21 protein-coding genes are annotated in these 21,943 nt (G+C 67.8%); 1 reads left to right on the top strand and 20 read right to left on the bottom strand.

The window, feature by feature from the left end; all coding sequences use genetic code 11:
• Window positions 1–23 precede the first annotated feature (23 nt).
• The 12 genes from HUN07_RS10200 to prmC all read right to left on the bottom strand — a co-directional run bounded on the left by HUN07_RS10200 (window position 24) and on the right by prmC (window position 10,840).
• The gene (locus HUN07_RS10200; RefSeq protein ID WP_114722173.1) at window positions 24–392 is read right to left on the bottom strand and encodes a F0F1 ATP synthase subunit epsilon; all 369 of its coding nucleotides are present in this window, start codon (window positions 390–392) and stop codon (window positions 24–26) included.
• 6 nt (window positions 393–398) lie between these two features.
• Complete coding sequence (gene atpD / locus HUN07_RS10195) at window positions 399–1,847, bottom strand: F0F1 ATP synthase subunit beta (protein WP_174909510.1); 1,449 nt, start codon at window positions 1,845–1,847, stop codon at window positions 399–401.
• A 3-nt stretch (window positions 1,848–1,850) separates the two neighbouring features.
• Complete coding sequence (locus HUN07_RS10190) at window positions 1,851–2,831, bottom strand: F0F1 ATP synthase subunit gamma (RefSeq protein ID WP_114722175.1); 981 nt, start codon at window positions 2,829–2,831, stop codon at window positions 1,851–1,853.
• A 48-nt stretch (window positions 2,832–2,879) separates the two neighbouring features.
• Window positions 2,880–4,523 carry a F0F1 ATP synthase subunit alpha gene (gene atpA, locus HUN07_RS10185; RefSeq protein WP_114722176.1) on the bottom strand — a complete coding sequence of 548 codons (1,644 nt, stop codon included), beginning with the start codon at window positions 4,521–4,523 and terminating at the stop codon, window positions 2,880–2,882.
• 61 nt (window positions 4,524–4,584) lie between these two features.
• Window positions 4,585–5,409, bottom strand: a complete 825-nt coding sequence (locus HUN07_RS10180) for a F0F1 ATP synthase subunit delta (protein WP_174909509.1) — start codon at window positions 5,407–5,409, stop codon at window positions 4,585–4,587.
• A gap of 5 nt (window positions 5,410–5,414) precedes the next feature.
• Window positions 5,415–5,975, bottom strand: coding sequence for a F0F1 ATP synthase subunit B (locus tag HUN07_RS10175; RefSeq protein ID WP_114722177.1), 561 nt, complete (start codon window positions 5,973–5,975; stop codon window positions 5,415–5,417).
• A gap of 9 nt (window positions 5,976–5,984) precedes the next feature.
• Window positions 5,985–6,239 (bottom strand): ATP synthase F0 subunit C, encoded by a 255-nt coding sequence (locus HUN07_RS10170; RefSeq protein ID WP_174909507.1) that lies wholly within the window; start codon window positions 6,237–6,239, stop codon window positions 5,985–5,987.
• A gap of 71 nt (window positions 6,240–6,310) precedes the next feature.
• A complete protein-coding gene (atpB, locus tag HUN07_RS10165; RefSeq protein WP_174909505.1) occupies window positions 6,311–7,090 on the bottom strand; it encodes a F0F1 ATP synthase subunit A in 780 nt (259 codons plus the stop codon).
• Between the two features lie 412 nt (window positions 7,091–7,502).
• A complete protein-coding gene (locus HUN07_RS10160) occupies window positions 7,503–7,967 on the bottom strand; it encodes a hypothetical protein (protein ID WP_174914605.1) in 465 nt (154 codons plus the stop codon).
• A 41-nt stretch (window positions 7,968–8,008) separates the two neighbouring features.
• Window positions 8,009–9,190 carry a glycosyltransferase family 4 protein gene (locus HUN07_RS10155; RefSeq protein WP_114722180.1) on the bottom strand — a complete coding sequence of 394 codons (1,182 nt, stop codon included), beginning with the start codon at window positions 9,188–9,190 and terminating at the stop codon, window positions 8,009–8,011.
• 63 nt (window positions 9,191–9,253) lie between these two features.
• Window positions 9,254–9,916 (bottom strand): L-threonylcarbamoyladenylate synthase, encoded by a 663-nt coding sequence (locus HUN07_RS10150; protein WP_114722181.1) that lies wholly within the window; start codon window positions 9,914–9,916, stop codon window positions 9,254–9,256.
• Between the two features lie 33 nt (window positions 9,917–9,949).
• The gene (prmC, locus tag HUN07_RS10145) at window positions 9,950–10,840 is read right to left on the bottom strand and encodes a peptide chain release factor N(5)-glutamine methyltransferase (RefSeq protein ID WP_174909503.1); all 891 of its coding nucleotides are present in this window, start codon (window positions 10,838–10,840) and stop codon (window positions 9,950–9,952) included.
• A gap of 141 nt (window positions 10,841–10,981) precedes the next feature.
• Here prmC and HUN07_RS10140 point away from each other — a divergent pair, with 141 nt between their 5' ends.
• Complete coding sequence (locus HUN07_RS10140; RefSeq protein ID WP_174909501.1) at window positions 10,982–11,389, top strand: amidohydrolase; 408 nt, start codon at window positions 10,982–10,984, stop codon at window positions 11,387–11,389.
• A gap of 9 nt (window positions 11,390–11,398) precedes the next feature.
• Here HUN07_RS10140 and prfA read toward each other — a convergent pair whose 3' ends face one another.
• The 8 genes from prfA to argS form a co-directional block, all read right to left on the bottom strand.
• Complete coding sequence (gene prfA / locus HUN07_RS10135) at window positions 11,399–12,478, bottom strand: peptide chain release factor 1 (protein ID WP_174909500.1); 1,080 nt, start codon at window positions 12,476–12,478, stop codon at window positions 11,399–11,401.
• Between the two features lie 163 nt (window positions 12,479–12,641).
• Window positions 12,642–12,875, bottom strand: a complete 234-nt coding sequence (gene rpmE, locus HUN07_RS10130; RefSeq protein ID WP_031938367.1) for a 50S ribosomal protein L31 — start codon at window positions 12,873–12,875, stop codon at window positions 12,642–12,644.
• A gap of 215 nt (window positions 12,876–13,090) precedes the next feature.
• Entirely contained in the window at window positions 13,091–15,100 is a 2,010-nt protein-coding gene (gene rho, locus HUN07_RS10125) for a transcription termination factor Rho (RefSeq protein ID WP_174909498.1), read from the bottom strand.
• A 332-nt stretch (window positions 15,101–15,432) separates the two neighbouring features.
• Window positions 15,433–16,365: a homoserine kinase gene (thrB, locus tag HUN07_RS10120; protein ID WP_114722309.1), complete on the bottom strand. Its 933-nt coding sequence runs from the start codon at window positions 16,363–16,365 to the stop codon at window positions 15,433–15,435.
• A 77-nt stretch (window positions 16,366–16,442) separates the two neighbouring features.
• Window positions 16,443–17,546 carry a threonine synthase gene (gene thrC / locus HUN07_RS10115; protein ID WP_114722186.1) on the bottom strand — a complete coding sequence of 368 codons (1,104 nt, stop codon included), beginning with the start codon at window positions 17,544–17,546 and terminating at the stop codon, window positions 16,443–16,445.
• The gene (locus HUN07_RS10110; protein WP_114722187.1) at window positions 17,543–18,856 is read right to left on the bottom strand and encodes a homoserine dehydrogenase; all 1,314 of its coding nucleotides are present in this window, start codon (window positions 18,854–18,856) and stop codon (window positions 17,543–17,545) included. The genes thrC and HUN07_RS10110 overlap by 4 nt, the downstream gene beginning before the upstream one ends.
• Window positions 18,853–20,274, bottom strand: a complete 1,422-nt coding sequence (gene lysA, locus HUN07_RS10105) for a diaminopimelate decarboxylase (RefSeq protein ID WP_114722188.1) — start codon at window positions 20,272–20,274, stop codon at window positions 18,853–18,855. Before lysA ends, HUN07_RS10110 begins: the two co-directional genes overlap by 4 nt.
• Complete coding sequence (gene argS / locus HUN07_RS10100) at window positions 20,271–21,923, bottom strand: arginine--tRNA ligase (protein WP_174909496.1); 1,653 nt, start codon at window positions 21,921–21,923, stop codon at window positions 20,271–20,273. The genes lysA and argS overlap by 4 nt, the downstream gene beginning before the upstream one ends.
• Window positions 21,924–21,943: the final 20 nt, after the last annotated feature.

Here is a 21,943-nt window from a genome sequence, read left to right as displayed (position 1 = left end):
CGTCGCGGCTCGTCGTGAACTGACTAGGCGCGCTCGACCGCACGCAGCTGACCCTTGGCGACCGCAATCGCCTCGAGGTCGTCGGTGGTCTCAGCCAGGACGGCCTTGGCCGCCTCGACGTCGACGTCCTGGGCCATGTCCGCGGACTCGGCCAGGATCGTCACCGTGGTGGCGGTCACCGAGAGGAAACCGCCGTGCACGGCCGCGACCACACGCTCGCCGTCGACGGTCGTGATCGAAACCACGCCGCCCTCCACCAGCTGACCGAGGACCGGCTCATGCCCGGGCATGACACCGATCTCGCCCTCGGTCGTCTGGGCGCTGACGAGCTTCGCCGATCCCGACCAGAGTCGCTGCTCGACGGCAACGAGTTCAACGGTCATCTCAGCCATGTCGGTCTACTTTCCGGCGATCTTCTTGGCAGCGGCCTCGACGTCGTCGAGTCCACCGCAGCTGTTGAACGCCTGCTCCGGCAGGTGGTCGAACTCGCCCTTGCAGACGCGGTCGAACGCCTCGATGGTGTCGCGCAGCGGCACGACCGAGCCGGGCTCACCGGTGAACTTCTCGGCGACGATGAAGTTCTGGCCGAGGAACTTCTGGATACGGCGGGCGCGGCCGACGAGGACCTTGTCCTCTTCCTGAAGCTCGTCCATACCGAGGATGGCGATGATGTCCTGCAGCTCCTTGTACTTCTGCAGGATCCGCTTGACCTCGTTCGCGACGCGGAAGTGCTCGGCACCGACGATGCCGGGCTCCAGGATGCGCGAGGTCGACGTCAGCGGGTCCACAGCGGGGTAGATACCCATCTGCGAAATCGGACGCGAGAGCTCGGTGGTCGCATCGAGGTGCGCGAACGTGGTGGCCGGCGCCGGGTCGGTGTAGTCGTCGGCGGGGACGTAGATCGCCTGCAGCGAGGTGATCGAGCGACCACGGGTCGAGGTGATGCGCTCCTGGAGCTCACCCATCTCGTCCGCCAGCGTCGGCTGGTAACCCACGGCAGAAGGCATACGACCCAGCAGGGTCGAGACCTCGGAGCCGGCCTGGGTGAAGCGGAAGATGTTGTCGATGAACAGCAGGACGTCCTGGCCCTGGACATCGCGGAAGTACTCCGCCATGGTCAGCGCGGACAGGGCGACGCGCATACGCGTTCCCGGCGGCTCGTCCATCTGGCCGAAGACAAGGGCGGTGTCCTGGAGGACGCCCATCTCTTCCATCTCGAGGTGGAGGTCGGTGCCCTCACGGGTCCGCTCACCGACGCCTGCGAACACCGAGGTTCCGGAGAACTCGCGGGCGATACGGGTGATCATCTCCTGGATCAGAACGGTCTTGCCGACGCCGGCACCACCGAACAGACCGATCTTGCCGCCCTTGACGTACGGGGTCAGCAGGTCGATGACCTTGATGCCGGTCTCGAGGATCTCGGTCTTGCCCTCGAGCTGATCGAAGGCCGGGGGCTTGCGGTGGATGCCCCACTGCTCGCCGTCGCGACCGGTGCCCGGAGCGTCGAGGCAGTCACCGAGGGCGTTGAACACGTGGCCCTTGACGACGTCGCCGACGGGAACCGAGATCGGCTTGCCGGTGTCGGTCACCGCAGCGCCACGGACCAGGCCGTCGGTCGGCTGCATCGAGATGGTGCGCACCAGGTTGTCGCCCAGGTGCTGCGCAACCTCGAGCGTCAGCGTCTTCGCCACCGACGGCAGGGTGACCTGCGAGTGCAGGGCGTTGAACAGGTCGGGAACATGGCCGCGCGGGAACTCAACGTCCACAACGGGACCGATGACCCGCACGACCCGGCCGGACGTGGTGTCCTGGCCGTTCGCGTTGGTTTGGGTTACTGCTGCGGTCATGTGCTAGTCACTTCCTGCGCTCGAGGCCAGCGCATTCGCGCCACCGACGATCTCGCTGATTTCCTGGGTGATCTGGGCCTGGCGAGCCTGGTTTGCCTGACGGCTCAGGGTGTTCACCAGTTCGTTCGCATTATCCGTCGCGGCCTTCATCGCGGTACGACGGGCGGCAGACTCCGAGGCGGCGGAGTCCAGCAGAGCCGAGTAGATACGCGTGCTGACGTACTTCGGCAGCAGAGCCGACAGCAGCGTGCCGGCCTCGGGCTCGAAGTCGTAGCCAGCCACCGGACCCGACTTGCCGTCGTGCTGGCCGTTGGACAGGATGTCCTCGCCCAGCTCGATGTGATCCTCGGTGTAGTCCACCTCGAGCGGGGCCATCCGCCGGACTTCCGGCTTCTGGGTGAGCATCGAGACGAAGCGCGTGTAGACGATGTGGAGCTCGTCGACGCCCTCGATCGTGCCTTCCCCGTTCGGTGCCTCGACCTCGGCACCGGATCCGGCCATGAACAGCTCGACCAGGTGACGGCTCGCCTTCGCGGCATCCGCGTAACCGGGCTCCTGGGAGAAGCCGGTCCACGATCCGCCGATGTTGCGGCCGCGGAAGGTGTAGTAGCCGAGTCCCTTGGAACCGAGCACGTAGATCACGGGCTCCTTACCCTCGGAGCGCAGCAGCTGGAACAGCTCCTCCGCCTCCTTGAGGGCATTGGAGTTGTAACCGCCACACATACCGCGGTCACTGGTGACGACCAGGACAGCGGCGCGCTTCGGGTTCGCACGCTCGTTGAGCAGCGGGTGATCGAGCGACGCCGAAGCACTGGCCAGCTCGGAGAGCACCTTGGTGATCTCCTCGGCGTACGGCTTGGAAGCCGCAACCCGGGCCTGCGCCTTCGTGATACGCGAAGTCGCGATCAGTTCCTGCGCCTTGGTGATCTTCTTGGTCGAGTTGACCGACTTGATGCGAGAACGCAGTTCGCGGATGCTTGCCATCGATCGATCACTCTCCCTTCGGGTGACGCTGAGTCATGGGGTCCACGCTCACTTGCTGACAGTGGTGCGCTTGACGGTGACCTTCTCCTGGCCGACCTGGGAAGCGTCGAGAGCTTCAGCCTCGGCCTCGTTCACGACACGGCTTCCGTCGGAGGCGAGGAAGCCCTGCTTGAACTTGTCGGTGGCCGCCATGAGGGCTGCGGTCGAATCGGCGTCGAGGGCCTTGCCGCCCTTGATCGACTCGTAGACACCGGCAGCGTTGCGGTGCAGGTCCTCGAGCAGCTCGGCCTCGAAGCGACGGACGTCGCCGACGGGAACCGAGTCGAACACGCCTTCGCCGGCGAGGTAGATCGAGATGATCTGGTCCTCGACCGCGATCGGCGAGTACTGGTCCTGCTTGAGCAGCTCGACGAGGCGCTGGCCACGCTCGAGCTGAGCCTTCGAAGCGGCGTCCAGGTCGGAGGCGAAGGCCGAGAAGGCCTCGAGCTCACGGAACTGGGCCAGCTCGAGACGCAGCGAACCGGAGACCTTCTTCATGCCCTTGGTCTGTGCGGCGCCACCGACTCGGGAGACCGAGATACCGACGTTGATCGCGGGGCGGATGCCCTTGTTGAACAGGTCGGACTCGAGGAAGACCTGGCCGTCGGTGATCGAGATGACGTTGGTCGGGATGTACGCCGAGACGTCGTTGGCCTTGGTCTCGATGATCGGCAGAGCCGTCAGCGAACCGCCACCGAGCTCGTCGGACAGCTTGGCCGAACGCTCCAGCAGACGAGAGTGCAGGTAGAAGACGTCACCCGGGTAGGCCTCACGTCCCGGCGGACGACGCAGCAGCAGCGAGATGGCGCGGTACGCCTCGGCCTGCTTGGTCAGGTCGTCGAACACGATGAGGACGTGCTTGCCCTGGTACATCCAGTGCTGGCCGATGGCCGAACCGGTGTACGGGGCCAGCCACTTGAAGCCGGCGGAATCGGAGGCCGGGGCAGCGACGATGGTGGTGTACTCCATCGCGCCCTGCTCCTCGAGCGCCTGCTTGACGCCGGCGATGGTGGAGCCCTTCTGGCCGATCGCGACGTAGATGCAGCGGACCTGCTGCTTCGGGTCGCCGGTCGCCCAGTTTGCCTTCTGGTTCAGGATGGCGTCGACGCAGACCGCGGTCTTGCCGGTCTTACGGTCGCCGATGACGAGCTGACGCTGGCCGCGACCGATCGGGGTCATGGCGTCGATGGCCTTGATACCCGTCTGCAGCGGCTCCTCGACGGGCTGACGCTCCAGCACCGAAGCGGCCTGCAGCTCGAGCGCGCGAGTCTCGGTGGTCTCGATGTCGCCGAGGCCGTCGATCGGACGACCCAGCGGGTCCACGACACGACCCAGGTAGCCGTCGCCGACCGGCACCGACAGAACGTCGCCGGTCCGCTTGACTTCCTGGCCCTCTTCGATGTGCTCGTAGTCGCCCAGGACGACCGCGCCGATCTCCGTCGCGTCCAGGTTCAGCGCCACGCCGAGCACACCGCCCGGGAACTCCAGCAGCTCGTTGGCCATCGCCGACGGCAGGCCGGTGATGTGAGCGATGCCGTCGCTGGTGTCGGACACCGTGCCGACCTCCTCGCGGGAGGCCTCCGGTGAGTAGCTCGCGGTGTAGTTCTCGATCGCGCTACGGATCTCGTCGGAGGAGATCGTCAGCTCCGCCATGTTTTTCCTGCTCTCGGTATCTGGTCTTCGAAAAGATCGGGAGTATGTGTTCGGTCGTCGGCTACTTGAAGGTCTTCCGCAGGGCAGCGAGGCGACCGGCCGCGCTCCCGTCGATGACCTCGTGGCCCACCCGGACGACCATGCCACTGAGGAGGGCGGGTTCGACCTCCACGTGCACGGTGACGGGCTTGCCGTAGGTACGGGTCAGCGTCGCCGACAGGCGATCGACCTGCTCGCTCGACAACGCCGAGGCGCTGCGCACGTGCGCAACGGCCTTGTTCCGCTGAGCCGCAGCCAGCGTCGACAGTTCGTCGAACGCGTCAGCGGGAGCGGTCCGCAGGCGACCCACGGCCTGAATGGAGAGGGCCTCCGTGATCGCGGTGACCTTGCCGTACAGCAGCTTCGACAGCAGCTCGCGCTTGCCGGCGACGGGCGTCGAACGATCCGAAAGGACCTGCTCCAGCTGCGGATTGCCGGCAACGATGCGGCCGAGGCGGAAGAGCTCGTCCTCGACCGTGTCGCTCTGGTTCTGGTCCGCCGCTGCCCGGAGCAGGGACTCGCGTCCGACCGTGACCAGCGAGTTCAGCAGATCCGCCGAGGTCGACCAGTCCCGGCCCGCGGCGGCCTCGAGGGCTGCCAGCGCCTCGGCGCCGACCTTCCCCGAGAACACCTGGCGGGCCAGGCCCTGTCGACCAGCGGCAGGCGTGGACGCGTCGGCCAGGGCACTCCGAAGAGTGCGCTGACCGTCGAGAACCTCGACCACCGAGAACAGCTCGGATCCAGCCTGCGCCGCGGCCGAAGTGGCCGCGCCGGGAGAGACGGAATCCAACGCCGCGGTGAGCGCAGCACGGGTCTGCGTCAGGGCTTCACGGCTCGCTGCGTACATGGTGCTCACTTTCCTGCTGCGGAATCGGCGCTGACTGCGTCCAGCTCGTTGAGGAAGCGATCAACCGTTCCGGCGCGCTTGACGTCGTCGGCGAGAGACTCCCCGATGACCTTCTCGGCCAGGTCGACCGCGGTCTTGCCGAGGTCTCCCCGCAGCTCGGTCACGATCTGCTGACGCTGGGCGACGAGCTGGCTGTGACCGGCGGCGACGATGCGGTCGCTCTCCTCCTGAGCCTGTGCCTTCATCTCAGCGATGATCTGCTGGCCCTGAGTACGTGCTTCCTCGCGGATCTGTGCGGCTTCGGTGCGAGCCTCGGCGAGCTGGGCATGGTACTGCTCCAGCGCGGCCTTGGCCTCGGCCTGAGCCTCTTCGGCACGCTTGATGCCGCCGTCGATCTGCTCGGTGCGCTCGGCGAGAACCTTCTGGAACATCGGAAGGACAAACTTCCAGAAGACGAACCCGACGACCACCAGGGCAACGATCGACCAAGTGATGTCATACGTCGCGGGCAGGAGGGGGTTGTGTGTTTCCCCCTCGGCCGCGAGCAATGCGATGGTGGTTGACATGGTGTGTTCTTAGAAGATGAAGCCGGCAACGAGGCCGATCAGCGCGAGGGCCTCGGTGAATGCAATACCGAGGAACATCGTGGTACGAACCTGGCCGGCCATCTCGGGCTGACGGACCATGCCCTCGATTGCCTTACCCACAACGATGCCCACGCCGATGCCGGGGCCGATGGCCGCGAGACCGTAGCCGACTGCACCGAGACCCTTGAAAGTCGTGGTCGCATCCTGCGCGAGGACCTCAACTGCCTGAAGCGCAACGCTCATTTGGTGTTCCGTTCCCTTTCTGTTGCCCACCGCCGGTCGGCCAGTGGGGCAGGTCTAACGATTTAGAGTGGTCAGTGCGAGTCGGCGTGGAGAGCCAGGTCGATGTACACCGAGGTCAGCAGGGCGAAGACATACGCCTGCAGGAAGATCACCAGCAACTCGAAGAAGGTGAAGGCGATACCGGCGGCCAGCGAGGCCACACCGAAGATCGCCTGGAACCCTCCGGAGGTGAAGAAGAAGTACTGCGTAGCGCTGAAGAACAGCACCAGGAGGATGTGTCCGGCGAGCATGTTGGCCATGAGACGGACCATCAGCGTGAACGGCCGGAGCACGAAGGTCGAGATGAACTCGATCGGGATCAGCAGGAAGTGCAGCGGCAGCGGCACACCAGGCACCACGATGCTGGACTTCACGTACTTGAAGAAGCCGTACTTCTTGATGCCCACGTAGTTGAACACGATGTAGGCCAGTGCGGCGAGCACGAGCGGCATACCGATTCGAGCGTTCGGCGAGATGTTCAGGAACGGCGTGATGCTGGCGAAGTTGCTGGCGAGCACGACGAAGAAGATGGTCGTGATGACAGGCAGGAAACGCTTTCCCTGCTCCTTGCCGAGGATCTCTTCCGCGATGTTGATCCGGACGAAATCGAGAGCGATCTCGCCAACGTTCTGGATACCGCGCGGAACGATCTTCGGGCTACGCATCGCGATGATGAAGAACAGTGCCACCAGCGCCGACATCCCAAGGCGGATGAGCATCAGACGGTCGAGTTCGAAGGCGGTGCCCTCGAACAGCACTGCGGGCGGGTAGAAATCATCGAGTGACGGCGGATGGTATTCACCCGCGGCCATGAAGGTGACGCTCAGCGGTCTCTCCCGTAGTCGGCCGCAGGCATCACTGTCTGCGGTTCGATCGGACATTGACGATCTAACAAGTCGACCAGGTCGGCTCGCGTATTCGTCAGCAGCTGGAGACCCGGGTGAACCGGTCCTGGCGTCTGTCGGTGTCGGCGACGGTCGTCGACTCGGCAACGCGAGGGCGGTTCCGTCCGAATCGAAAATTCGGACAACTCCGACGACCCCTGCTGCCTGCAAGCGCGGCCCAATCTGCGGGTTCTATGGAATTTCCCGTAGTCAGCACACTCGCTTGGCCCAGAGACTATCAAGACATCTACGACGTTGTGTAGATGGGGTACCCCTTGAATCCGGGAAAGGCTCTCCGGGCATTCCCGGCACCCCCCCTGCGGGCCCGCACGGTGACGGGCTAGTCGGTGCCCCCGTCGTCGTCGGACTCGGCGGGCGTGACATACGGAACCTTGGTCTGCATCACGCCGTAAGTCTCGGCGCCCAGCACGATGACCAGCGACAGGACAATGACGATGACCATGGCCTGGCGGTTGTAGAAGTCCAGTGGGTCCAGGATCGCGAGGACCGTGATCGCGAGGATCATCTTCAGCAGCCAGCTGCCGAGCAGCACCGCGCCGGCCGTCACGGCCGGGAGCTTGGCGGTCAGCAGCACCGCGAGGGCGGTGCACAGGATGAATCCGCCGCCGACGGCCGCTCCGAGGAGCGCCCCCCACAAGCCCTCGACACCGGCGAACAGGCTCGCGACGATCGCGCCTCCGACGGCAAGCACGAGCAGTCCGAGCAGTCCGTAACGGACGCCTCGGCGGAGGGCAGCGGTGGGATCGGAAGAGTACGGCGCGGGGGTCGAAGTCACGGCACCCAGGTTAGAGGAAGGCTGCGGGACGCCCGCTGCCCCCGCCCTGGCTACCGGCGGCGATCCTGCTGCAATCCACGCCATGACGGGACCGCCGTGACCACCAGCGCGAACACCAGTCCACCGGCCACCAGTAGGACCACGACCCGCCGATCGATCAGCGCCGAGCCGACCGCTCCGAACGCGAGCACCGCGACCCACAAATAGATCAGCAACACGACGCGACGGTGCGAGTGACCGATCTGCAGCAGTCGATGGTGCAGGTGCATCTTGTCCGGGCTGAACGGGCTGACCCCGGCACGCGTCCGCCGGACGATGGCGAGCAGCAAATCGAGGATCGGAATGAACATGACCGCACCCACCAGCAGGAGCGGTGAGAGCAGGCCGAGCAGATCCCGGGACCCGTACGCACTCAGACTGATCCGGCCGGACGCACTCGTCGAGACCGCTGCCAGGGTCAGACCGATCAGCATCGACCCGGAGTCGCCCATGAAGATCCGGGCCGGCTGGAAGTTGTGCGGCAGGAAGCCCAGACAGGCGCCGGCGAGGGCCGCCGCGATCATCGCCGGGGGGTACGCGCTGACGTCGCCGCCCTGGTCGTGGAGCAGTCCCACCGAGAAGGCACAGATCGCGAGCGACGCGATCAGCCCGAGCCCGGCCGCGAGGCCGTCGAGGCCGTCGACGAAGTTCATCGCGTTGATCATCACGACCGCCACCGCGACCGTCACCAAGCCCGCCTGCAGTTGATCGAGGATCACCGTGGTGCCCTCGCCGAACGGCAGGAAGACGATGTACCAACTGACCCCCATGACGACGAGGATCCCGGCCGCGGTCACCTGACCGACGAACTTGGTGAGCGCGTCGAGGCCCCAGCGATCGTCGATCACGCCGACCAGCACGATGACGAAACCGGCGACCAGGACCGCGCTGATGTCGGTCGTGAACTCGAACCCACGTGTCAGGGCCGGTAGCTGCTGCGCGAACAGGAGCGCGACGAGCATGCCGATGTACATCCCGACACCACCGAGTCGTGGCGTGGGCTGTACGTGGACATCGCGGTCGCGGGGCACGGCGACCGCCCCGAAGCGAATCGCGAGCACCCGGACCGCGCCCGTCCCCAGGAACGTGACGACGGCTGCGGTGAACAGCACCAGGAGTAGCTCACGCAGCGGCACACCCGCCCCGTTGCCACCCTGGGCGAGCGCCAGCAGGGCCGTATCCGCAGGACTCACCTGGACGACGCTACCGGCCGACCGGCCGACGGCCGGGATTGTGCACGACGAGTCCCGTCACGACTACGCCCCTCCCGGCAGCAGACTCTCCGCGGTGACACCGAGCACCTCGGCGACGTCGGCGGTCGACACCGCTCCCTCGCGGAGGATGCGCGGCTCGTCGCCGGTGAGGTCGACGATCGTCGACGCGACGGCGTGGGCGGCCGGTCCGCCGTCGAGGTAGACGCTGGCGGCCCCGCCCAACTGGTCGCGGGCTTCGTCGACGGTGGTCGCCGGCGGGCGTCCGGAGATGTTGGCGCTCGAGACCGCGAGCGGACCCACCTCACGCAGGAGGTCGAGCGCGACCGGGTGCAGCGGCATCCGCAGCATGACCGTCCCCCGGCTGTCGCCGAGATCCCAGGCCAGCGAAGGCGCTTGCTGCACAACGAGACTCAGACCACCGGGCCAGAAGGCCTTGATGAGGTCGCGTGCCTGCGGGCGCACCGAGTAGACGAGTCCGTCGATCGTGTTCCACGACCCCACCAGGACCGGCACCGGCATGTCCCGACCGCGCCCCTTGGCCCTGAGCAGGCTTGCGACGGCGTCACCGTCGAACGCGTCGGCGCCCAGTCCGTACAGGGTGTCGGTCGGCAGCACGACCAGTCGGCCGGCCCGCAGCGCGTTCTTGGCCGCGGTCAGTCCTGCTTCACGGTTGTCGGGTTGCTTGCAGTCGTAGACGGTGCTCACTCCCCCATCCTTTCACTCACGCTCGGAGCGCCGTCATCGTGCCGCCTCGACATCGGTCGCCACGCGGTGCGCCACCACGAATCGGGGCCGACCCGCGAGATCCGGATGTTCGACGACGTGATCGAACACCCGGCGTGACCGGAACAGTTCGGCGACCTGGGCGCCGTTGGTGTCGTCGTGCTCGACGCCCACCGCGCCGCCGATGCGCAGCCACCGCGCAATGTTGTTGACCATCGGCTTGATCACCGACAACCCGTCCGCCCCACCGAACAGCGCGGTGTGCGGATCGTGGTCGGCCACTTCGGGGTCCAGCACGGCGCCCTCGGGAATGTACGGCGGATTGGAGACGACGAGGTCGACGCCACCCTCGAGTTCGGTGAGCAACGCGCGGTCGGTCACGTCGCCCTGGACGAGGCGGATCGGAGTGTCGCCGGCCTCGCGCCGACGATCGGAGTTGCGGCGCGCCCACGCCAGCGCCTCCGGCTGGAGTTCCACGGCATGGACGACGGCATCGGGCCTGGCGTGCGCGATCGCCAGCGCCAGTGCGCCGGATCCGGTGCACAGGTCCATCACGACGGGCGCACGGCGGCCGGACGACTCGAGATGTGCGAGCGCCCACGCCAGCAGGAGTTCGGTCTCCGGCCGCGGAACGAACACCCCCGGCCCGACCTCGAGCGAAATGTTGCCCATCGCTGTCGATCCCGTGATGTATTGCAGCGGAATACGTTCCGCGCGGCGCGCCACGAGCTTGCGGTACTCGTCGATCACGGGCGGGTCCACCAGCGGCACGAGGCCGAGTCGCGTCCGTTCGACGCCCAGCAGGTGCGCGGCGAGGAGCTCGGCATCCACCCGCGCCGAGGGGACCCCGGCTCTCTCCAACTCGGCGGCTGCCTCGATGATGGCCAGGCGGATGGGTTGTCTCACGGGTACAGACTGCCACGTCGGTCACGGACGCAGCACGGATAGGTGCCGGACGGCTTGCGCGGACGCTCCAGCGGCCGTACCGGCGATAGAATACGACCGGTCTGGACACCGTCAGACCGAGGCCGGACGAAGGAACATCCCATGTTCTCCGCCACAGCGGCGCGCTTGCTGACCGCCGCAGCATTCACCACAGTCACCGTCGCGATCGGACCCGCTCTCGCGCACGCCACCCCGTTCGACGTACAGCCGGCACCGGCGATCTGCCCCAACGGGATGGGAGTCGCCGACGCCACTCCACTGCCCGGTGGACGGCTCGCGATCAGCGTCGACGAGCCGCCGCCGGCCGGCGGCGGCAGGGTCGTATGGGTCAACAACTCCACCGGCGCCAACGGCATCGCCACGCTCACCAACAACGGGACCCGCGCCGAGTTCGTCGCGGACACCGGACCGGGCACCGTCGTCACCGTGCTCGACGGTGTCTACACCAACGGCACCGGTCAGCCCTGTGTGCTGGCGCAGGGCGGCGTCGCCACCACCGTCGTCCCGTGACGCGGGCGACTACTCGGCAGCGAGACGCGCTTCGCGGTCGGCCTTGCCGAGGGCGTCGAGCAGCGCTTCCATGTCGCCGTCGAGGACCGCGTCGAGGTTGTGCGCCTTGAACCCGATGCGGTGATCGGTGATGCGGTTCTCGGGGAAGTTGTAGGTGCGGATGCGCTCGGAGCGGTCGACCGTGCGGACCTGGCTCTGACGACCCGCCGACGCCTCGGCGTCCGCGGCCTCCTCAGCGGCAGCCTGCAGGCGTGCCGCGAGCACCTGCATCGCGCGGGCCTTGTTCTGTAGCTGCGAACGCTCGTTCTGGCAGGTCACGACGATGCCCGTCGGCAGGTGGGTGATCCGCACCGCGGAGTCGGTGGTGTTGACGCCCTGGCCACCCTTGCCCGACGAGCGGTAGACGTCGATGCGCAGATCGGTCTCGTCGATCTGCACCTCCTCGACCTCCTCGGGCTCGGGGTAGATCAGCACACCGGCGGCGGAGGTGTGGACGCGTCCCTGCGACTCGGTCACCGGCACCCGCTGCACGCGGTGCACGCCGCCCTCGAACTTCAGGCGCGACCAGACACCGTCGCGGACGTCGCCCTTCGACTTGATCGAGATGGTCGCATCCTTGTATCCGCCGAGGTCGGAGACCGTGGCGTCGAGGATCTCGACCTTCCAGCCGGCCCGCTCGGCGTGACGGACGTACATGCGGGCGAGGTCGGAGGCGAACAGCGCCGATTCCTCGCCGCCCTCGCCGGACTTGAGCTCGAGCACCACGTCGTCGCCGTCGTGCGGATCCCGCGGGGCCAGCAGGTCGGTGAGTGCCTTGTCGAGCTCGGTGACCGTCTCCTCGAGCGCGGGAACCTCGGCCGCGAAGGTGGAGTCGTCGGCGGCGAGTTCACGCGCGGCCTCGAGATCCTCCTGCGCCGCCACGAGCTTGGCGTACGTGGCCATGACGGGTGCGAGCTCGGCGAAGCGCTTGCCGGCCTTGCGTGCCGCGGTCGGATCGTTGTGCAGTGCCGGATCGGCCAACTGCTGCTCGAGACCTGCGTGCTCGGCCAGGATGTCGTCGATCGCCGACGGCTGCGTCGTCCCTGCCATGGTGGGCTCCTGTTTCGCGTTTCGCGCACTTGTCGGTGTTTTCGAAGCCTCCGGACCGCGGCAAGCGCGCCAAACGCGGTTCAGGGGACGGCACAACTGTCGTGCCGGAGAAAAAGACCGACGCCCGGCCTGCAGAATCGCAGGACGGGCGTCGGCGGGACAGCTACTGGTCGGCAGCGGCCTTCTTGTCGGCACGCTTGCCGTAGCGAGCCTCGAAGCGAGCCACGCGGCCGCCGGTGTCGAGGATCTTCTGCTTGCCGGTGTAGAACGGGTGGCACTGCGAGCAGACCTCGACGTTGATACGTCCGCTGGTCGCGGTGCTGTGGGTCTCGAACGTGTTACCGCAACCGCACACGACGGTGGTGGCGACGTATTCGGGGTGGATTCCAGCCTTCATGGTGTCCCTTTCGATGGCCGCCGGGTCGACCTCGCCGTTCGAGGCCGTGAACCGGAACCGGACATGATTGTCACGCGATCGCCCATTCTGCCAGAGGCGGACGCATCCTCATAAACGCGCCCCCACGCAGATTGATTCCCGCCCGATACGACCTCGTCCCCGCTGCGCGAGGCACACGGGGACGAGGTCGTCGATCAGGTTCGGGCCTGTGGAGGTCAGTCCCCCAGCGCGCCCGGAGCAGTCTTCGAGACCTGCATCAGGAACTCGATGTTGCTCTTGCTCTTCTTGAGGCGGTCGACGAGCAGGTCGATGGCCTGGTGCGAATCGAGGCCGGAGAGCACACGCCGCAGCTTGTGCACGACGGCGAACTCGTCGGGGCTCATCAGCAGCTCGTCCTTGCGGGTGCTGGACAGGTTGACGTCCACCGCCGGGAAGACGCGTCGCTCGGCGATCTTGCGGTCGAGCTTGATCTCGGCGTTGCCGGTGCCCTTGAACTCCTCGAAGATCACGGTGTCACCGGTCGAGCCGGTCTCGACCAGCGCGGACGCGATGATGGTCAGCGAGCCACCGTTCTCGATGTTGCGAGCGGCACCGAGGAATCGCTTCGGCGGGTACAGCGCGGTCGAGTCGACACCACCGGACAGGATGCGTCCCGACGCGGGCGACGAGTTGTTGTACGCGCGGCCCAGACGGGTGATCGAGTCGAGCAGCACCACGACGTCGCGACCGGCCTCGACGAGGCGCTTCGCGCGCTCGATCGCCAGCTCGGCAACCGAGGTGTGATCGGCCGGCGGACGGTCGAACGTCGAGGCGATGACCTCGCCGTTCACCGAGCGCTGCATGTCGGTGACTTCCTCGGGACGCTCGTCGACGAGGACGACCATGAGGTAGCACTCGGGGTTGTTGACCGTGATCGCGTTCGCGATGTCCTGCAGGACGGTGGTCTTACCGGCCTTCGGCGGCGACACGATCAGGGCACGCTGACCCTTACCGATCGGCATGATCAGGTCGATGACACGCGTGGTGAGGATGTTCGGCGTGGTCTCGAGGCGCAGTCGCTGGTTCGGGTAGAGCGGCGTGAGCTTGTTGAACTCCGGACGCTTGCGCGCCGCCTCGACGTCGCCACCGTTGACGGTGTCCAGGCGCACCAGCGGGTTGAACTTCTGCCGCTGGTTGCTCTGCTGCTCGCCCTCACGGGGAACGCGGACCGCGCCGGTGATCGCGTCACCGCGACGCAGGCCGTTCTTGCGAACCAGGTTCATCGAGACGTACACGTCGTTCGGGCCCGCGAGGTAGCCGGAGGTGCGCACGAACGCGTAGTTGTCGAGGACGTCGAGGATGCCGGCGACCGGCTGCAGGACGTCGTCCTCGCGGATCTCGGGCTCGCGGCCCTCGCGGACCTCGCCGCCCTCGCCACGGTCACGACCACGGCGACGCTCACGGAAGCGACGTCCACGACGTCCGCGACCGCCCTCTTCGTCGTCACCGTCACGGCGTTCACCGCGACCTTCGCCACGAGGTCCGTTGCCGCTCTGGGAGCGGTCGCCGCCCTGAGCACGCTCGCCGCGCTCACCGCGGTCACCGCCCTGAGCACGGTCGCCACGCTCACCGCGCTCACGACGTCCGCCGCGCTCGCCTCGGTCGTCGGACTGCTGGTCCTTGCCCTGGTCCTTGGTCTGCTCCCGGCCCTGCTCCTGCTTGGAGTCGGCGGCCTTGGGCTCGGCCTGGGCGGTGTCGGCCTGCGCGTTCTCCGCCTCGGCACCCTCGGGAGCACCCGTACGACGCGAGGCGCCGCGACGCTGACGACCACGACGGCTGCCCTGCTCGGCGTCGGCGCTCTCCTGCACATCGGCAGTCGCCGGTGCCGACGACTCGGCGCTCTCCTTGCGAGGCGCCGGCGCTTCCGCGGCGGGAGCGGCTTCGGCAGGAGCCGCCTTGGCGGCACTCGAGCCACCCTGACGCTCCTTGATTGCGGCGATCAGGTCACCCTTGCGCATTCCCGAGGTGCCCTTGATGCCGAGTTCGCCCGCGAGCGAACGAAGCTCGGCGAGCACCATCCCGGACAGCCCGGCTCCACGCCGGGCCTCGGCACGCTTGGTGGACGCGACGACCGCGCCCTCGCGCGGTGCAGCGTCAGAAGTCTTTGGAGAATTACCCGCCCGGGCACCCTCGGCCTCTGCCGGGGAATCTTGAACAGGCGTGGCAATCAGGTCCGTATCGGTCACGGAGGTCCTTTCCTTCCCTCGCTCGCGCTGCGCAAAGCCGAGGGTTCGTCCCGCAGTTCAGTCGACAACTGAACTCGGATGTGCCGTATCCGCTGGATGGAATGTCGGCCTTGTCCCCCATCACATCACCCGAGAAGGCGGGTGCTGTCGATCGATCCACGCAGAAGAAATCGCGTAGGAATCGTGCCAGGATTACCCCGAAGAAATGGAGTGATTGCCCTGGTGAAGCACCGGCGTCTGAAGCGCACGATGTACGGACACGCTCAGGATAGCGGCGAATGCCCTACTCGGCAAGAACCAGTCCTGAGCGCGTCCCATCGGTCCATCCGGACTCAGTCGATCTGAACGCCGTCTGCGATCTCGAGTTCGAGCACTCGCAGGGCCTCGCGCTCGGCCTCGACCCGCAGCGCCTCCGGGAACGGCCGGTCGGAAAGCGCCAGCACGGTCGGGCCGGCGCCCGAGACGGTGGCCGCGATGCCCGCCTCACGCAGCTTCGCGATCCACCGCGTCGTCAACGGCAGCGCCGGAGCGCGCTGCGTCTGGTGCAGCTTGTCCTCCGTCGCGGTCATCAACAGATCCGGTCGCTGGGTGAGCGCGACGACCGCGAGCGCACCGCGGCTGACGTTGAACGCGGCGTCGCGGTGCGGAACCGTCTCCGGCAGCAGTCCGCGGGTGAGCGCAGTTGACGAACGCTCGGACGGCACCAGTGCCACCACTCGGACGTCGGGGTGCACCGGCAACCGCACCGCGCGGTAGAGGCGCTGCGCATCGTCGTCGTCCGAGGTCTCGCTCCACGACACCACTGCCCCGCCCAGCACGCTGGCGGCGGCATTGTCGGGATGTCCCTCGAACTCCGACGACAGCTGCACCAGCTGCGCGTCGGTGAGCTCGAGTTCGGGAGCCGCCTTGCGGGCGAGTCCGTTGGCCGCGGCCAGGCCACCGACAGCGGCCGAGGCCGAGGAACCGAGCCCGCGCGAGTGCGGAATGGCGTTCCGGCACACCACATCCAGGCCGTCGGCCCACACTCCCGCCGCTTCGAGACCCCGCTCGATGGCGCGGACGACGAGGTGCGACGGACCCCACGGCACGTCGTCGGCGCCCTCACCCTCGACCCGGACGGTCAGGCCCGACTCGGTGGTGGTGACCGTGATCTCGTCGTACAGACCCAGCGCCAGCCCCAGGGTGTCGAATCCCGGACCGAGATTCGCACTGGACGCGGGGACGCGCGCGGTCACCGTGAGTCCGATGGGGAGGGTCTGTGTCATCGTCTGGTTCCGAGTCGTGGTCCGGGTCGTCTCGTCCTGGTTCGCCGGCGTGGCTGCCGTGTCCCTGGCCGCGGTCACTACGCCAGCTCGAGGGCGGAGGCGACAGCCACGGGGTCGACCGGGATCGGCTGCACCGCAGGCATGCCCGCGAGCGCGGTGTCGGGATCCTTGAGGCCGTTGCCGGTGACGGTGCAGACCACGGTCAGGCCGGAATCGAGCCAGCCCTCCTTGCGCGCGGCGAGCAGGCCCGCGACGCTGGCGGCCGACGCCGGCTCCACGAAGACACCCTCGGTGGCCGCGATCAGGCGGTACGCCTCGAGGATCTCCTCGTCGGTCGCGGCACGGAACGCGCCGTTCGACTCCTCCTTGGCGGCGACGGCACCGTCCCACGACGCGGGTGCGCCGATGCGGATCGCGGTCGCGATGGTCTCGGGATCCTTGACCGGGGCGCCGTGCACCAGCGGAGCGGCACCGGCGGCCTGGACACCGAGCATGCGCGGACGCACCGAGGTGATCCCGTCGGCGAAGTACTCCGAGTAGCCGCGCCAGTAGGCGGTGATGTTGCCGGCGTTACCGACGGGCAGCGCGTGCACGTCGGGGGCCTTGCCGAGGGCGTCGCAGATCTCGAATGCGGCGGTCTTCTGGCCCTCGATACGCACCGGGTTGACCGAGTTGACCAGGCCGATGGTCGGGAACTCGGCGGTGGTCTTGCGAGCCAGCTCGAGGCAGTCGTCGAAGTTGCCCTGCACCTGGATGATTCGCGCGCCGTGCATGACGGCCTGCGCGAGCTTGCCCATCGCGATCTTGCCCTGCGGAACCAGCACGGCGCAGCCCATCCCGGCCTTGGCGGCGTACGCGGCGGCGGAGGCGGAGGTGTTACCGGTGGACGCGCACAGCACGGCCTGCTGGCCGCGGGCGAGGGCGTCGGTGACGGCCATCGTCATGCCGCGGTCCTTGAAGGAACCGGTGGGGTTGAGGCCCTCGACCTTGAGGTACACGTCGCAGCCGGTGAGCTCCGACAGGTGCCCGGCGGGCAGCAGCGGCGTGCCGCCCTCGCGCAGGGTGACGGTCTTCCAGTTCGGTCCGATCGCGAGCCGGTCACGGTAGGCCTCGATCAGTCCCGGCCACGGCGTGTGGACGGGGGTGGTCTTGGTATCGGCCTTGGGGTTGGCGCCGGTCATTCGGAGGTACCTTCCAGTCGGAGCACGCTGGTCACAGCGGTTACAGATTCGAGTTCGGCAAGGGCGGCAACCGTTTCCGACAGTGCCGCGTCGTTCGCGAGGTGAGTGACGACCACCAGGCGCGCGCCGTCGCCGGCGCCCTCCTGCCGGACCGTGGAGATGCTGACGCCACGCTTGGCGAACTCGGCGGAGACCGCCGAGAGGACGCCGGCGCGGTCGGCGACCTGCATGTTCACGTAGTACCGGGTGGGAATGTCGCCCATCGGCGCGATCGGCAGGTCCGCGTACTTGGACTCGCGGGGTCCGCGTCCGCCGTGCACGCGGTTGCGCGCGGCCATGACGAGGTCGCCCATGACGGCCGACGCGGTGGGAGCGCCACCGGCGCCCTGGCCGTAGAACATCAGGCGGCCCGCGGCGGCGGACTCGACGACCACGGCGTTGTAGGCGCCGTTGACACCGGCGAGGGGGTGCTCGCGCGGGACGAGCGCCGGGTACACGCGGGCGGAGACGCGCTCGCTGCCGTCCTCGCCGACGATGCGCTCGCAGATCGACAGCAGCTTGATCGTGCAGTCCAGCGACTTCGCGGCATCGAGGTCGGCGGAGGTGATCTTCGAGATGCCCTCGCGGTACACGTCACCGGCGGTGACGCGGGTGTGGAACGCGATCGATGCGAGGATCGCGGCCTTCGACGCCGCGTCGAAGCCCTCGACGTCGGCGGTCGGGTCGGCCTCGGCGTAACCCAGACGACCGGCCTCGGCGAGCGTGTCGGCGTAGTCGGCGCCGGTCTCGTCCATCGCGGACAGGATGAAGTTGGTGGTGCCGTTGACGATGCCGAGGACGCGGTCCACACGGTCACCGGCGAGGGACTGGGTCAGCGGGCGGATCACCGGGATCGCGCCGGCGACGGCGGCCTCGAAGTACAGGTCCACGCTCTGCCGCTCTGCCGCCTCGGCGAGTTCGCCGGTGTACTCGGCGAGCAGGGCCTTGTTGGCCGTCACCACGGACTTGCCCGCGTTGAGCGCTGCGAGCACCAGCTTGCGCGGCAACTCGATACCGCCGATCACCTCGACGACCACGTCGACGTCGTCGCGGGTCACGAGGGACTCCGCGTCGGTGGTCAGCAACTCCCGCGGCACGCCGCGATCACCGTCGATGCGGCGCACCGCGACACCGCGCAGTTCCAGACGCGCACCGACTCGGGCCTCGAGGTCCGTCGAGTGGTCCCGGATGATCCGAGCCACCTCGCTGCCCACGGTCCCGAGGCCGAGAACAGCCACCCCGATGGCGCGCTGCGCCGATTCGCTGGTCACTCCGAAACCTCCAAGCTGAGCAGATCTTCCACAGTTTCCCTACGCAAGATTAGGCGTGAGGCGCCGTCTCGCACTGCCACCACGGCTGGGCGGGTGAGCAGGTTGTACCGGCTGGACATCGAATAGCAGTATGCGCCCGTCGCCGCGACCGCGAGCAAATCTCCGGGACCCAGGTCGTCCGGCATCCACGCGTCGCGGATGACGATGTCACCACTTTCGCAATGCTTGCCGACGACACGCGCGACGACGGGCTCGCCGTCGCTGTCCCGCGAGACCAGACGCGCATCATATTCCGCCTGGTACAGCGACGTGCGGATGTTGTCACTCATGCCGCCGTCGACGCTGATGTACCGCCGGGTCGCACCGGCGTCGAGGGTGACGTCCTTGATGGTGCCGACCTCGTACAGCGTGATGGTGCCCGGACCGGCAATCGCGCGGCCGGGTTCGACCATGAGGGTCGGGGTGGGCAGTCCCGCGGCCTCGGACTCGGTGGCGACGATGTGCGCGAGCTTGGCCGCGAGCTGGTCCACGGGCGGCGGATTGTCGCTGGACAGGTACGAGATACCGAGACCGCCGCCGAGGTCGACGATCGACAGCTGCGCGGTCTTCTCCGGCCCGAAACGGTCGACGATCTCGCGCATCAGCCCGATCACGCGGTGCGCGGCCAGCTCGAAGCCGTCGACCTCGAAGATCTGCGAGCCGATGTGGCTGTGCAGACCGACCAGTCGCAGGTTCGCCGAAGCGAACACGGCGGCAGCCGCCTCCATGGCCTTGCCGCCGGACAGCGAGAACCCGAACTTCTGGTCCTCGTGGGCGGTCGCGATGAACTCGTGGGTGTGCGCCTCGACACCGACCGTGATCCGGATCAGCACGTCCTGCACGACACCGTGCCGAGCCGCGACCTCGTCCAGGCGGTCGATCTCGACCATCGAGTCGAGCACGATGTGCCCGACGCCGGCGGTGACCGCGGTGTCGAGTTCGGCGACGGACTTGTTGTTGCCGTGCATCGTGATGCGCCCGGCGGGGAACCCGGCGTGCAGCGCGACGGCGAGTTCGCCGCCCGATGCGACGTCCATCGACAGTCCCTCGTCACGCACCCAGCGGGCGATCTCGGCGGACAGGAACGCCTTGGACGCGTAGTGCACGCGCTCGGCGCCGCCGAACGCGCGCGCCATTTCGCGGCACCGGGACCGGAAGTCGTCCTCGTCCACGACGAACAGCGGGGTGCCGTACTTCGCGGCCAGGTCGGTGACCGGGACACCGGCGATGCGGACGACACCGTCGGCGCCACGCTCGGCGCCACGCGGCCACACCTGCGCGGGCAGCGCCGTCATCGCCGACGCCGTGGTCGGACGCGGCGGCAGCCCGGGGGCGTGCTGGATCTCGGCGTGCCGGGGACCGGCGGGATGCGCGTTCACATGCGCTCCGGGGTGGAGACGCCGAGCAGTCCGAGACCGTTGGCCAGCACCTGACGCGACGCGTCGCACAGGGCCAGACGCGCGGTGTGCAGGTCGCCGGCCTCCTCCTCGCCCTGCGGCAGGATGCGGCACGCGTCGTAGAAGCGGTGGTAGGTGCCCGCGAGCTCCTCGAGGTACCGCGCGACGCGGTGCGGCTCGCGCAGGTCGGCGGCCTTCGCCACGACGCGCGGGTACTCGCCGATCGTGCGGATGAGGTCGCCCTCGCGGTCGTGCGTGAGCAGACCCAGGTTCGGGTTCTCCGCGCTCAACCCCAGGTCGGCGGCGTTGCGGGCGATCGAGCACAGGCGCGCGTGCGCGTACTGGACGTAGTACACCGGGTTCTCGTTGCTGGTGCTGGTCCACAGCTCGAGGTCGATGTCGATGCTCTGGTCCACCGACGAGCGCACCAGGACATACCGGGCGGCGTCGACGCCGATCGCCTCGACGAGATCGTCGAGGGTGATGACGGTGCCGGCTCGCTTGCTCATCTTCACGGCCACGCCGCCGCGAACGAGGTTGACCATCTGCCCGATCATGACCTCGACGGTGTCCGGATCGTCACCGAACGCGGCCGCGGCGGCCTTGAGGCGGCCGATGTAGCCGTGGTGGTCGGCGCCGAGCATGTAGATGCACAGGTCGAAGCCGCGGGCCCGCTTGTTCTGGAAGTACGCGATGTCACCGGCGATGTAGGCCGCGTTGCCGTCCGACTTGATGACGACGCGGTCCTTGTCGTCACCGAAGTCGGTGCTCTTGAGCCACCACGCACCGTCCTCGTGGTACAGGTTGCCGGAGCTCTTGAGGGTCTCGACCGCCGTCTCCACCGCGCCCGACTCGAACAGCGAGTTCTCGTGGAAGTAGACGTCGAAGTCGACGCCGAACTCGTGGAGCGTGCGCTTGATGTGGGTGAACATCAGCTCGACGCCGATGCACCGGAAGGTCTCGTGGCACTCGGCCTCGGGCAGCTCGAGGACGCCCGGGGCCTGCTTCTGCACATCGGCGGCGATGTCGACGATGTATTCGCCGGCGTACCCGTCCTCCGGCGCCGGTTCGCCCTTCGCCGCGGCGATCAGCGAACGCGTGAAGCGGTCGATCTGGGCGCCGTGGTCGTTGAAGTAGTACTCGCGCGTCACGTCGGCGCCCTGCGTGGACAGGATACGGCCCAGCGCGTCGCCGACCGCGGCCCAGCGGGTTCCACCGAGGTGGATGGGGCCGGTGGGGTTCGCGGAGACGAATTCGAGGTTGATCCGCTTCCCGGCGAGCGCGTCACCCGCGCCGTACGCCGCGCCCGCCTCGAGCGCCTTCGCGACGATCGCGCCCTGCGCGTCGGCTGCGAGGCGAATGTTGAGGAAGCCGGGTCCCGCGACGTCGGCCGAGTCGATGCCCTCGGACGCCGTCAGCGCCTCCGCCAGCCAGGTGGCCAGATCGCGGGGATTGACGCCGGCCTTCTTGGCGACCTGCATCGCCACGTTGGTGGCGTAATCGCCGTGCTCGGGATTTCGCGGACGCTCGACCGTCAACGTCGCGGGCAGTACGGATACGTCGAGTCCGTGCTCGGCGAGCACCTTCGCGGCGGTCCCTCGGAGCAGTTCGGCAAGGTCGGCTGGAGTCACAGGAGTCCATCTTATTGCCT

The sequence above is a fragment of the Rhodococcus sp. W8901 genome (genome assembly GCF_013348805.1).
Lineage (GTDB): Bacteria > Actinomycetota > Actinomycetes > Mycobacteriales > Mycobacteriaceae > Prescottella.
The sequence above is the reverse complement of the archived record's forward strand: the minus strand, read 5'-3'. Positions and strand labels throughout refer to the sequence as shown.

Bases quoted from the DNA above. Each gene is read 5' to 3' on its own strand.
- HUN07_RS10200 (WP_114722173.1), bottom strand. From the start codon at position 392: ATGGCTGAGATGACCGTTGAACTCGTTGCCGTCGAGCAGCGACTCTGG.
- thrC (WP_114722186.1), bottom strand. From the start codon at position 17,546: ATGACCGGCGCCAACCCCAAGGCCGATACCAAGACCACCCCCGTCCAC.
- atpB (WP_174909505.1), bottom strand. From the start codon at position 7,090: ATGGCCGCGGGTGAATACCATCCGCCGTCACTCGATGATTTCTACCCG.
- HUN07_RS10190 (WP_114722175.1), bottom strand. From the start codon at position 2,831: ATGGCAAGCATCCGCGAACTGCGTTCTCGCATCAAGTCGGTCAACTCG.
- HUN07_RS10175 (WP_114722177.1), bottom strand. From the start codon at position 5,975: ATGTCAACCACCATCGCATTGCTCGCGGCCGAGGGGGAAACACACAAC.
- HUN07_RS10180 (WP_174909509.1), bottom strand. From the start codon at position 5,409: ATGTACGCAGCGAGCCGTGAAGCCCTGACGCAGACCCGTGCTGCGCTC.
- rpmE (WP_031938367.1), bottom strand. From the start codon at position 12,875: ATGAAGGCTGGAATCCACCCCGAATACGTCGCCACCACCGTCGTGTGC.
- thrB (WP_114722309.1), bottom strand. From the start codon at position 16,365: ATGACACAGACCCTCCCCATCGGACTCACGGTGACCGCGCGCGTCCCC.
- atpD (WP_174909510.1), bottom strand. From the start codon at position 1,847: ATGACCGCAGCAGTAACCCAAACCAACGCGAACGGCCAGGACACCACG.
- HUN07_RS10170 (WP_174909507.1), bottom strand. From the start codon at position 6,239: ATGAGCGTTGCGCTTCAGGCAGTTGAGGTCCTCGCGCAGGATGCGACC.
- HUN07_RS10140 (WP_174909501.1), top strand. From the start codon at position 10,982: ATGTTCTCCGCCACAGCGGCGCGCTTGCTGACCGCCGCAGCATTCACC.
- prfA (WP_174909500.1), bottom strand. From the start codon at position 12,478: ATGGCAGGGACGACGCAGCCGTCGGCGATCGACGACATCCTGGCCGAG.
- atpA (WP_114722176.1), bottom strand. From the start codon at position 4,523: ATGGCGGAGCTGACGATCTCCTCCGACGAGATCCGTAGCGCGATCGAG.